10 protein-coding genes are annotated in these 11480 nt (G+C 77.0%); 4 read left to right on the forward strand and 6 right to left on the reverse strand.

What is annotated here, in order from left to right; genetic code table 11:
• Positions 1 to 959: chorismate-binding protein (locus AB0L34_RS30125; RefSeq protein ID WP_363708633.1), on the forward strand; the 959-nt coding region annotated here is incomplete at its 5' end.
• Between the two features lie 67 nt (positions 960 to 1026).
• Here the strand turns inward: AB0L34_RS30125 and pip are convergent.
• Positions 1027 to 1986 (reverse strand): prolyl aminopeptidase, encoded by a 960-nt coding sequence (gene pip, locus AB0L34_RS30130; RefSeq protein ID WP_363708635.1) that lies wholly within the window; start codon positions 1984 to 1986, stop codon positions 1027 to 1029.
• 48 nt (positions 1987 to 2034) lie between these two features.
• On the opposite strand from pip, the gene AB0L34_RS30135 reads away from it, so the two are divergent.
• Positions 2035 to 2517, forward strand: a complete 483-nt coding sequence (locus tag AB0L34_RS30135) for a MarR family transcriptional regulator (protein ID WP_363708637.1) — start codon at positions 2035 to 2037, stop codon at positions 2515 to 2517.
• A 141-nt stretch (positions 2518 to 2658) separates the two neighbouring features.
• On the opposite strand, the gene AB0L34_RS30140 is transcribed toward AB0L34_RS30135, so the two are convergent.
• Genes AB0L34_RS30140 through AB0L34_RS30155 form a run of 4 tightly spaced genes read right to left on the reverse strand, consistent with a single transcriptional unit; the run spans position 2659 to position 8154 of the window.
• A complete protein-coding gene (locus tag AB0L34_RS30140) occupies positions 2659 to 3468 on the reverse strand; it encodes an SWIM zinc finger family protein (RefSeq protein WP_363708639.1) in 810 nt (269 codons plus the stop codon).
• Complete coding sequence (locus AB0L34_RS30145) at positions 3465 to 6362, reverse strand: DEAD/DEAH box helicase (protein WP_363708641.1); 2898 nt, start codon at positions 6360 to 6362, stop codon at positions 3465 to 3467. Before AB0L34_RS30145 ends, AB0L34_RS30140 begins: the two co-directional genes overlap by 4 nt.
• A complete protein-coding gene (locus AB0L34_RS30150; protein WP_363708646.1) occupies positions 6359 to 7168 on the reverse strand; it encodes an ABC transporter permease in 810 nt (269 codons plus the stop codon). Before AB0L34_RS30150 ends, AB0L34_RS30145 begins: the two co-directional genes overlap by 4 nt.
• A 2-nt stretch (positions 7169 to 7170) precedes the next feature.
• Positions 7171 to 8154: an ATP-binding cassette domain-containing protein gene (locus AB0L34_RS30155; protein ID WP_363708648.1), complete on the reverse strand. Its 984-nt coding sequence runs from the start codon at positions 8152 to 8154 to the stop codon at positions 7171 to 7173.
• A 74-nt stretch (positions 8155 to 8228) separates the two neighbouring features.
• Between AB0L34_RS30155 and AB0L34_RS30160 the strand changes: the two genes are divergently transcribed.
• Both AB0L34_RS30160 and def read left to right on the forward strand, forming a co-directional pair.
• The gene (locus tag AB0L34_RS30160) at positions 8229 to 9017 is read left to right on the forward strand and encodes a TetR/AcrR family transcriptional regulator (RefSeq protein ID WP_357461914.1); all 789 of its coding nucleotides are present in this window, start codon (positions 8229 to 8231) and stop codon (positions 9015 to 9017) included.
• Positions 9018 to 9027: 10 nt separating this feature from the next.
• Positions 9028 to 9537 (forward strand): peptide deformylase, encoded by a 510-nt coding sequence (gene def, locus AB0L34_RS30165; RefSeq protein WP_350705633.1) that lies wholly within the window; start codon positions 9028 to 9030, stop codon positions 9535 to 9537.
• 153 nt (positions 9538 to 9690) lie between these two features.
• Here the strand turns inward: def and AB0L34_RS30170 are convergent, their stop codons facing one another.
• Entirely contained in the window at positions 9691 to 11271 is a 1581-nt protein-coding gene (locus AB0L34_RS30170) for a VWA domain-containing protein (protein WP_363708644.1), read from the reverse strand.
• Positions 11272 to 11480: the final 209 nt, after the last annotated feature.

The following is an 11480-nucleotide window of genomic DNA, read 5'->3' on the forward strand; positions in this document are numbered from 1 at the left end:
CCCTCTACGTCTCCGCCGCCGCCGGTGCCGGTCTTGTTGGCGCGCCGGCCGGCGCCGCCAACCCCGCCCCCGCGCTGCCGGAGGTCGCCGTGGTCGTCTACGGCCACGGCCCGCCCGCCCCGCCGGCCGCCGCGGCGCCCGCCGCCGGCTGGTGGCTGGGCGACTGGGCGGAGAGCTGGACCCCGCGGCAGCACGCCGAGGCGGTGACCGCCGTGCGCGCCGCCATCGGCCGGGGCGACGTCTACCAGGTCAACCTCGTCGGGCACGCCGCCGCCCGGTACGCCGGCGACCCGCTGCCCGCCCTGGGCCGGCTCGCCGCGCTGCCGGGCGCCCGCTACGGCGGCACCCTCACCGGGGCGGGCTGGGCGATCGGCTGCGCGAGCCCGGAAACCCTGGTCGAGCTGACCGACGGGCGGCTGGTCACCCGACCGATCAAGGGCACCCGGCCCGCCACCGCCGTCGGCCGCGCCGAGCTGCTCGCCTCGGCCAAGGAACGCGCCGAGCACGTGATGATCGTCGACCTGGAGCGCAACGACCTGGCGCGGGTCGCCCGCACCGGCAGCGTGCGGGTCGACGAGCTGTTCGCCGTACGCCGCTGGTGCGACCTGTGGCAGGCGGAGTCGACGGTGTCGGCGGCGGTCGCCGACGGGCTCGGCCTGGCCGACCTGCTGCGCGCGGTCTGCCCGGGCGGCTCGGTCACCGGCGCCCCGAAGCTCGCCGCGCTGGACCGCGTCGCCGCCCTCGAGCCGGTCGGGCGCGGCGCGAGCATGGGCGCCCTCGGCTGGGTCGCCCCCGGACGGATCGACCTGGGGTTGACCATCCGCACCGCCGCCGTCGACGCCGACCGCGTGCACGTCTGGGCGGGCGGGGGCATCACCTGGGGCAGCGACCCCGACGCCGAGGTCGCCGAGGCCGCAGCCAAGACCCGTCCCGTCCGCGCCGCGCTCGCCGGCGGCTGACCGCCGCCCGCCGACTGCCCCCGCACCGGCCCGGAGGTCTCCTGCCCTGACCGGCGGGGCGGGGGTGTCAGCGGCGGTCGGCGAAGCCGTCCAGCGCCGCCACGACCCGCTCCGCCATGCCGTTCCCGCTGCCGTGCCCGGCGCGCTCCAGCAGCTCCAGGCGCGCGTCCGGCCAGGACTGGGCCAGCAGCCACGGGATGTCCGCCGGGCTGCTGATGTCGAGTCGGCCGTGCAGGAGCACCCCGGGGATGCCGGCCAGCCGCCCCGTCTCGCGCAGCACCTGCTCCTCCGGCAGGAAGCAGTCGTGCCGCCAGTAGTGGGTGACCAGCCGGACCATCGCCATCCGGAACACCGGGTCGGTGTAGCGGGGGTCGGGCCGGTGACCGGGGGCGGTGGCGACGTGGCTGTCCTCCCAGGCGCACCAGTCCCGGGCGGCCCGGTCCCGCACCGCCGGGTCCGGGTCGGCCAGCAGCCGGGCGTACGCGTCGGCCAGGTCGCCGTCGCGGTCGGCCGGCGGCACGCCGTCACGGAACCGGGCCCACTCGGCGGGGAACACCCGTCCCATGTCGCGGGTGATCCAGTCGATCTCCCGGCGGGTGCCGGCGGTGACGCTGAACAGCACCAGCTCGCTGACCCGCTCCGGGTGCCGCTGGGCGTACGCGAGCCCGAGGCAGGACCCCCAGGACGCGCCCAGCACCAGCCAGCGGTCCACCCCGAGGTGCTCGCGCAGCCGTTCGACGTCGGCGATCAGGTGGTCGGTGGTGTTGGTGGACAGGTCCACGGTGGGGTCGGCGGCGTGCGGGAGGCTGCGTCCGCAGCCGCGCTGGTCGAACAGGGTCACCCGGTAGCGGGCCGGGTCGAAGAAGGTCCGCCAGCTGGGCCCGCAGCCGGAGCCCGGCCCGCCGTGCAGCACCACCGCGGGCTTGCCGTCGGGGTTGCCGCAGGTCTCCCAGTACACGAGCTGGTCGTCGCCGACGTCGAGCATCCCGTGCGCGTACGGTTCCGTCAGGGGGTACCGCTGGCTCATCGTCTGTCCTCCCTCGTCCAGATACAACAGTGCTGTTACATTAGCGGGGTGACTGACGGACCGGACCGGGAGGCCGTGGGGACGCTGCTGCGGCACGTCCTCGAGGTGCTCGACGCAGACGTGGCGGCGGTGTACGCCGAGCGGGGCCTGGCCGACTACCGGCCCCGGTTCTCGCCGCCGCTGCGGGTGCTGGTGGCCGACGGGCCGCTGCCCATCCGCGACCTGGCCCGCCGGGTGGGGGTCACCCACTCGGCGGTCAGCCAGACCGTGGCCCAGATGGCCCGCGCCGGCCTGGTGGAGCTGACCCCGGGCGCGGACGCCCGGCAGCGCATCGTGCACCTGACCGACCGGGCCCGCGAGCTGCTGCCGGTGATCGAGGCGGAGTGGGCGGCGACGACCGCCGCCATGCGGGAGTTGGACGCCGAGCTGCCCGTGCCGCTGGCCGACCTGCTGCACGAGGTCCTCGCCGCGATGCGCCGGCGGCCCATGCGCCAGCGCATCGCCGACGCGGGCCTGCCGCCGCCGGCCTGACAGCCGCCCCGCCCGCACCGGCGCGCCGCACGGCAGGCACCCCCGGTCCGCCCGCTCGCCGCACGCCCGCGACGCCCCGCCGGCGGGCACGCCGCCCGCCGGCATCGTCCGCGAGGCCCGCCGGCGGCGCCGACCGGGCGGTCAGGCCTGCCGCAGCAGTGCCGCCGCCCGCTCGGCGGCCACCGCCACGCGGTGGCGCAGCGCGTCGACGTCGACGTCCGGGCCGGGCGGCAGCAACGGCAGCGTCGGCGCGTCCGCCGGCCCCGGTGGCGGCGGCAGGGGCGGCGTCGGGCGGGTGTACGCCTCGACGGCCGCCGTCCCCGCCGCGTCGGGTGGCTCCGGCGCGACACGGGCCTGACCGGGTGACCCGGACGGCGGCGTCGACTCCGGCCGCGGCACGCTGCCGCCCGGGGCCGGCGCGGCGGCGAGCAGCTGCCGGGCGTCGCGGCCCCGGATCAGCAGCAGCAGGGCGGGGTCGGCGTCCAGCAGCCAGGACACCTGGTGGCACAGCGCGGCGGCGTGCCGGCACGGGTGGTCCCACTCCGGGCAGTCGCACTCCGGGGTGATCTCGCCCAGCGCGGGCAGCAGCCGCACCCCGGCGAGGTCCGCGAGGTCGCGGGGCAGCTGTCCCGCCAGCAGCGCCGCCTGGTGCCCGGCCCGGGCGGCCACCTCGCTGGCCAGCAGGTCCCAGTCGTCCTCGGCCAGCGGCGCGACGCGTACCCGGGTGGCGTACGCCTGCTCGGTGTCGCCGTCGTGCACGGCGGCGGCGAGCCGGCCGGGGCTGACGGTGATCGGGCCGACGTGCCCGGCGGCGGCCAGCCGGCGCCCGGCGCGCAGCGGCCCGGCGTCGAGGGCGTCGGCCTCCCACGCCCGGTTCCACGCCGCACCCCACCACGTGCGGGGGCGGCGGGCCCGGCCGGGCGGGAACGCGGTGAAGCCGCGCGGGCTCATCGGTCGCCGCCGAGGGTCACGAGTTCGGCCAGTTCGGTGTCGCTGAGCGCGGCCAGGGCCGCCGGTCCGGCGTCGAGGACGGCCTCGGCGAGTTCCCGCTTCCCGGCGAGCAGCGCGGCGATGCGGTCCTCGACGGTGCCCTCGGCGATGAGCCGGTGCACCTGCACGGGCCGGGTCTGCCCGATCCGGTACGCCCGGTCGGTGGCCTGGTCCTCCACGGCCGGGTTCCACCAGCGGTCGTAGTGCACGACGTGGTCGGCGCGGGTGAGGTTCAGGCCGGTGCCGGCGGCGCGCAGCGACAGCAGGAACACCGGGGCCTCGCCGGCGTCGAAGCGGCGGACCAGGTCGTCGCGGGTGGCGACGGGCAGCCCGCCGTGCAGCAGCAGCGCGCCGACGCCCCGGTCGGTCAGGTGCCGGTGCAGCAGCCGGGCCATCGCCACGTACTGGGTGAACACGAGCACCGCGCCGCCGGCGGGCAGGATCGTGTCGAGCAGCTCGTCGAGCAGGTCGAGCTTGCCGGAGCGGCCGGCCAGCGGTGGCGCGGTCTGGCGCAGGTACTGGGCGGGGTGGTTGCAGATCTGCTTGAGCGCGGTGAGCAGCTTGACCACCAGCCCGTGCCGGGCGAAGCCGTCGGTGCCGGTGATCAGGTCGAGCAGTTCGGCGACGCACGCCTGGTAGAGGGCGGCCTGTTCGGCGGTGAGCGCGACGGGCTGGTCGGTCTCGGTCTTGCCGGGCAGCTCCGGGGCGATGCCGGGGTCGCTCTTGCGGCGGCGCAGCAGGAACGGCCCGACCAGCCGGGCCAGGTCCCGCCCGGCGTCGGGGTCGCGGTCGGTCTGCACCGGCTTGACCCAGCGGGCGCGGAACTCGGCGAGGGTGCCGAGCAGCCCGGGGGTGGTCCAGTCCAGGATCGCCCACAGGTCGGTGAGGTCGTTCTCCACGGGGGTGCCGGTCAGGGCGACCCGGGCGGCGGCGGGGATCGCGCGCAGCGCCGTCGCGGTCTCCGAGTGGGGGTTCTTCACGTGCTGCGCCTCGTCGGCGACGAGCAGCGGCCACCGCCGGGCGGCCAGCCGGGTCGCGTCGCGGCGCAGGGTGGCCCAGGTGGTGAGGACGAACCCGCCGTCGAGGTCGTCGAGGTGGCGGTCGGGGCCGTGGAAGCGGCGTACGGGGGTGCCGGGGGCGAAGCGCCGGATCTCCCGTTCCCAGTTGCCGAGCAGCGACGCGGGACACAGCACCAGGGTCGGGCCGGCGGTGGCGGGGTCGGCCTGCCGGTGCAGGTGCAGGGCGATGAGGGTGACGGTCTTGCCCAGCCCCATGTCGTCGGCGAGGCAGCCGCCGAGGCCGAGCGCGGTCAGCCGGGCCAGCCAGCGCAGCCCGTGCCGCTGGTAGTCGCGCAGGGTCGCGGCCAGCCCGGGCGGTGCGGGCACCGGGGGCGCGGTCGCGCCGTCGGCGAGCCGCCGCGCGGCGTCGGCCAACCAGCCCTCGGTGGTCACGTCGACACGTTCTCCGTCGACGTGTGTGGCGCCGGTCAGCGCGGCCCGTAGCGCGGGCATCGCGGCCAGCGTCGCGGCGTGCGGGTCGCGGGCGCGGCGGGCCAGCTCCGGGGGCACCAGCACCCACCGCTCGCGCAGCCGCACCACCGGCCGGTGCGCGTCGGCGAGCCGGGCCAGCTCGGCCGGGGTGAGCGGCGCGCCGTGCAGGCTCAACCGCCAGTGCAGCGCCAGGTCGCCGGGCTCGGCGAGCAGCCCGGGCCCGGCGGCGCGGCGGGCCGGGGCGCGCAGCACGGCCGAGGCGGTGAGGTCGCGGTCGAGCCCCGCCGGCCAGTGCACGTCGATCCCGTCGCCGGCGAGGCGGGCGGCCGCACCGCCGGCCAGGTCGACGACGTCGGCGTCGGTCAGCGCCAGCGCGTCGGGCACGGCCGTGTCCAGCAGCCCGGCCAGGGGCGGCCACACCCGCGCGGCGTGTCGAAGGGCCAGCAGCGCGGCGTCGCGGGCGCCGGGCGGGAACCCGGGGACCGTGGCGTGCCACAGCGCGGCGGCGTCGGTGAGCAGCCCCGGCGCGGCGGCGCGGTGCACCTGCGCCACGAGCCGCCACGGCTCGTCGGCGGTGTCGTCGTGTTCCAGGCGCAGCGACAGCCGTACCGCCGCGTCGGCGTGGGCGGCGACCCGGGCGGCCCAGTGGCGCAGCCGCCCGACGGGTGTGGGTGTCGGCGCGGCCCACGCCCCGGTGGCGCCGTCGGCGCGGGGCAGGGTGTCGGCGACGGCGTCGAGGAAGTCACGGAGCAGCCGTGCCGGGTCGGGCAGCCAGGCGGGGGTACGTCCGGGCACCGGCACCGCGCGCGCGGTGGCGGGCATCGCGGCGGCGAGCCGCGCCTGCCGGGCCTCGTCGTCGGCGGTGAGCGGGCCGACGCGCCAGGTGTCGTGCCCGGCGGGGGTCACCGCGGGCAGCAGCAGGCCGTGGGCGGCCAGGTGCAGGGCCTCCCGGGTGGCGGCGGCCCAGAACGCGGCCGCCGGGTCGGTGGCCGGCGCGGCGAGCAGCAGCGGTACGCCGGCCGCCAGCGACGCCCGTCGGGCGGACACCGGGGTGGGGTGGCCGTGCGGGGGCGTCGCCAGGGTCACCTGGGCGGGTTCGCCGATCCTGTCGGGCGGTGGGCCGCCGTCGGGCGACCAGACGAGCAGCGTCCCGGCGCGGGGCGGGTCGGCGGGGGTGAACGTGACGGCGTGGGAGCCGATCGTCACGGGCGTCCTTCCGGGTGCAGGTCCGGCGGTCAGGTTCTCGGCGCGGCGCAGGTCGTCGCGGACCTGACCGCGTTCGGCGGGGGCGAGGGGCACCGCCGTGGCGGCGTGCAGGGCCTCGCGCGCCCGGTCGGCGTGGATCGGGATGGTCCGTCCGGTCACCGGCTGAGCCTGCGGTAGCGGCGCACCGCGAGGGGCAGGAACACGGCGATCAGCAGCAGCGGCCAGGCGACGGCGAGGGCGACGGCGTGCTGCGCGGCGAAGGACTCGCCGCCCCAGCCGGGGTTGCCGAACAGCTCCCGGCAGGCCGCGACGGTCGCGGACAGCGGGTTCCACTGCGCGACCGCCGCCAGCGGGCCGGGCATGGTGTCGGGGGCGACGAACGCGTTGGAGGTGAACCCGACGGGCCAGACCAGGATCTGCAGCACCACGACCGACTCGGGTCGGCGCAGCACCAGAGCCAGGTGGATGCCGACCCAGATCAGGGCGAAGCGCAGCAGCAGGAGCAGCCCGACGGCGGCCAGGGCCGCGGTGGCGCCGGCGTGCCACTGCCAGCCGACGGCGAGGCCGCAGGCCAGCATGACGGCCAGGCCGGCGGCGGAGTGCAGCAGGTCGGCGGCGGCCCGGCCGGTGACCACCGCCGAGGGCGCCATCGGCAGGGACCGGAACCGGTCGGTGACGCCGCGGGCGGTGTCGGTGGCCACGGCCGCGTACGTCGACTCGATGCCGAAGGCCATCGTCATGGCGAACATGCCGGGCAGCAGGAACTCCCGGTAGTCGCCGCCGCCGGGCACGCTCATCGCGCCGCCGAAGAGGTAGCCGAACATCAGCACCAGCAGCACGGGGAACAGCAGCCCGACGATCGCCTGCGCGGGTTGCCGGACCCAGTGCGCCAGCGCGCGGCCGGTGAGGGTGACGCCGTCGGCGACGGCCCAGCGCAGGCGGTGCGGCAGCGGGTAAACGGTCACGGTCACGCGGTCACCTTCTTCTCGGCGGGGCGGGCGGCGGGGGAGTCCTCGCCGGTGAGCTTCAGGAACACCTCGTCGAGGGTGGGGCGGCGCACCGCGATGTCGACGGCGGTCAGGCCGGCGTCGTCGAGCGCCCGAAGCACGGCGGCCAGCGCGGCGACTCGCCCGGAGACGGGCACGCTGACCCGCAGGGCCGCCGGGTCGACGTGCGGCCTCGCCGCGACGGCGGCACCGACGGCCCGCGCCGCCCGGTCCAGTTCGTCGGCGCGGGACAGCACCACGTCGACCCGGTCGCCGCCGAGCGCGGCCTTCAGCTCGTCGGGGGTGCCGTCGGCGACCACCCGGCCGGCGTCGACGACCCGGACGCTGTCGGCGAGCTGGTCGGCCTCCTCGAGATACTGGGTGGTCAGCAGCACGGTGGTGCCGTCGGCGACGAGGCCCCGCACGGCGTCCCACACCTGCGCCCGGGCGCGCGGGTCGAGGCCGGTGGTGGGCTCGTCGAGGAACAGCACCGGCGGGTCGAGGACCAGGCTGGCCGCGAGGTCGAGGCGGCGGCGCATCCCGCCGGAGTACGTGCCGGCGGGCCGGTCGGCGGCGTCGGTCAGGTCGAAGCGGGCGAGCAGTTCGGCGGCCCGGACGCGGGCCCGCGCGCCACCGAGGTGGTGCAGCCGGCCGAAGAGCACCAGGTTCTGCCGGCCGCTGAGCACCTCGTCGACGGCGGCGTGCTGACCGACCAGCCCGATGCGGGCGCGCACCCGGTCGGGGTGTCGGCGCACGTCGGCGCCGGCCACCCGGGCGGTGCCGGCGTCGGGCCGCAGCAGGGTGGTCAGCACCCGCACCGCGGTGGTCTTGCCCGCGCCGTTGCGCCCGAGCAGCCCGCAGACCGTGCCGGCCGGCACCGTCAGGTCGAGGCCGGCGAGGGCCTCGGTGTCGCCGTAGCGCTTGCGTAGTCCCTCGGCCTCGATGGCCGGTCCGTCCCGGTGCATCCGCGCCCCCGTCCGCTCGTCCCGCACGCTGTACCGTACACCATACGGTACAGCGAACGGTAGAGTTCCGGGGCATGACGACCGAGTACAGCGGCACCGGCGACCCCGCGCGCAGCCTCGCCCTGCTCTGGCGCACCCGCGAACGCGCCAGCCGCAAGGGCCGACCCGACCTGTCCGTGGACCGGATCGTCCGCGCCGCCATCGAGGTCGCCGACGCCGACGGGCTGGCCGCCCTGTCCATGCGCCGGGTCGCCGAACGCCTCGGCGTCGGCACCATGAGCCTCTACACGTACGTCCCCGGCAAGGGCGAACTGCTCGACGTCATGCTCGACACCGTCTACGGCGAGACCGCCCGCCCCGACGACGTGCCCGGCGGCTGGCGCGGCCGCCTCGCACACATCGCCCGCGAGACCTGGGCGCTCTACCTGCGTCACCCCTGGCTGCTGCAGGTCGCCACCACCCGCCCCCCGCTCGGCCCCAACGTCATCGCCCGCTACGAGTACGAGCTGCGCGCCGTCGACGGCATCGGCCTGACCGACCTGGAGATGGACGCCGTCGTCACCCTCGTCTCCGGGTACGTCCACGGGGCCGTGCGCAGCGCCGTGGAGGCCGCCCAGGCCGCCGCGCACACCGGCATGACCGAGGAACAGTGGTGGCAGGCCCACGCCCCCTACCTGGAGAAGGCCCTCGACCCGCGCCGCTACCCCCTCGCGGCGCGGGTCGGCAGCGCCGCCGGTCAGGAGTACCAGGCCGCCGGCGACCCCGCCCGCGCGTTCGAGTTCGGCCTGGCCCGCATCCTCGACGGCGTCGAGGTGCTCGTGGCCGCCCGCCCGGGCGCCGACACCGCCGGCGACGACAGATAACCTTGCCGGCATGACGATGCGGCCCATCAGGATCATCGGCGACCCCGTGCTGCGCACCCCGAGCGAGCCGGTGACCAGCTTCGACGCCGAACTACGCGCCCTGGTCACCGACCTGATGGACACCCTGCTCGGCGCTCCTGGCCGCGCCGGCGTCGCCGCACCCCAGATCGGCGTCAACGCGCAGGTGTTCGTCTACGACGCCGACGGCCACCGCGGCCACCTGGTCAACCCGACGCTGGAGCTGTCGGAGGAGTTGCAGGACGACGACGAGGGCTGCCTGTCCGTCCCCGGGCTCTACTTCCCGACCCCCCGGGCGATGCACGCCACCGCCCACGGCTTCGACCAGCACGGCGAGCCGCTGACGATCTCCGGTAGTGGGTTCCTCGCCCGGGCCCTGCAGCACGAGACCGACCACCTGGCCGGCCGCCTGTACGTCGACACGCTGCGCGGGGACACCCGCCGCCGGGCACTGCGCGAGATGCGCGCCGGCCGCTTCGACTCGCCCAGCCGCCGCGGCTGAACCCGTTCAGGCGGGGCGACCCACCGTGCCTGAACGGCGCGGGCGCCTGCGACCCGGCGCGGCTCAGGCGCGTACGCGAACGGCCGCCGGACCCCGACGAGGCCCGGCGGCCGGGACGTCACCCGCGGGGCACGACCCCGCGCGCGGCGGTCGTCACTTCGGCGGGGGAGCCACCAGGCACACCGCCGGCGACGAGGCGTTGCCCGCGTCGTCCACGCCGACGATCAGCGCGTCGCCGCGCAACGTCACCTTGTAGTCGATGTCGCCGGTGCCGTCCTTCACCCGCGACTGCGCACCCGGCGCCTGCACCAGCTTGATCTTCGTGCCGGCCGGGAACGGCCCGAACCGCACGCTCGGGTCCGCCGCGTCACCGATGAACACCTGCACGGCCGTGTCCACCACGTCCGTCGACGTCAGCTCGTAGAACCCGTCCGGGTTGTACGAGCCGGGGATGGTGCCGCCGCTCGGGTTGTTCGTCGGCACGCACGCCGTCGCCGGCGGGGTGGTGTCCACCACCCGCATCACGGCGGTGTCGCTGCCGGTGTTGCCGGCCGCGTCGGTGGCCGTGCACGTCACCGTCGTCGCGCCCAGCGGGAACGTCGAGCCGGGCGGCGGCACGCAGGTCGGGGTCAGCGGACCGTCGACGTTGTCCGTCGCCGTCGCCGGGTAGTCGATCACCGCGCCGGCCGGGCTGGTCGCCTCCACCGTCCGGTCGTCGACGACGACGGTCGGCGGGGTGACGTCGTTGACCCGCACGCGGATCTGCTGCGTGAACGCCGGCCCGCCGGAGAGGCCGTTGAGCAGGAAGTCCACCGTGCAGGTCAGCTCGGCGCCCTGCGCGGCGTCCGCCGCCACCGTGATCGTCTCGGCGAACGGCACGTCGGTGCCCGACTGCTGCGTCCGCGACGCCGCGTCGAAGCCCACCGACAGGCCCGCGTCGCACGACGTCACCGTCGGGGTGACCGTGACGTCCAGGTCCCGCAGGCCCGCCAGGATCGCGGCGGTCACCGTGTCGGGGGAGCTGCCCACCAGCTGCCCGCCGGTGGCCGACACCACCGTCGTGGCCTGCCCGGTCGCGTCCAGGCCGCCACCGCCACCGCTGACGTTCACCGCCAGCAGCCGCGCCTCGTCGGCCTGCAACGCCGCCGTCGCCTGCGCCAGGGTGCGCCCGTTGCTCGGGTCGTGGCTCGGCGCGTCACCCACCAGCACCACGATCCGGCTGCTGCCCGACCGGTAGCCGATCGCCCCCTCGGACACCTCGACCAGCGCGTTCACCCACGCCTCCGGGGTGTCTCCGCCGCCGCCGGCGGCCAGCCCGTTCACCGCGTCTTGCAGGGCCGTCGCGTCGTCGGTCAGGTCCTGCCGCACCCGGAACAGCTCCGCGCCGTCCCCGGTGTCCCGGTAGGAGGCCACCGCGAACTGCGCCGACGCCTGCGCCGCGCGCACGTCGGTGATGACCTGCTGCAGGTTGGTCCGTACGTTGGCGATCGCCCCGCCCATGCTGCCGGTCGTGTCGACCAGCAGCACCACGTCGGGCTTCGGCGGGATCGGCGGGGTGGACACCACCTTGCTGACGCCGATCGACGTGCCGGGGTCGGCGTCGCGGTCCACGAGGGCCGGGTTCACCCCGGGCGCCGCCGCGGCGGGTGCCGCCAGCGCGGTCACCACCGCCGTGACGCCGGCGAGCAGGCTCACCGTCCGTGTTCGCCGCCAGGGCACTGCTGCTGTTGCCATGCGTTGCTCCTTCAGCTCCGCCGCGCGTCGCACGCGCGACCTCTGCCGGGAGACGCTAGGGCCGTCACGGGCCCCCGCCGGTCCGACACCAGCAGCGCCCAGCGTCGGGTTCCCGACCCCCCTGGACGGCCGAACATGCAGGTGAAAGGCTTCTCACGTCGGCCCTCGGCCGGTCGTCCGGGCCGCGGCGCCGGACGGTCGCACCGCCC

Origin of the sequence: Micromonospora sp. NPDC052213 (assembly GCF_040679695.1) — a bacterium.
In the GTDB taxonomy this organism is placed as follows: domain Bacteria; phylum Actinomycetota; class Actinomycetes; order Mycobacteriales; family Micromonosporaceae; genus Micromonospora.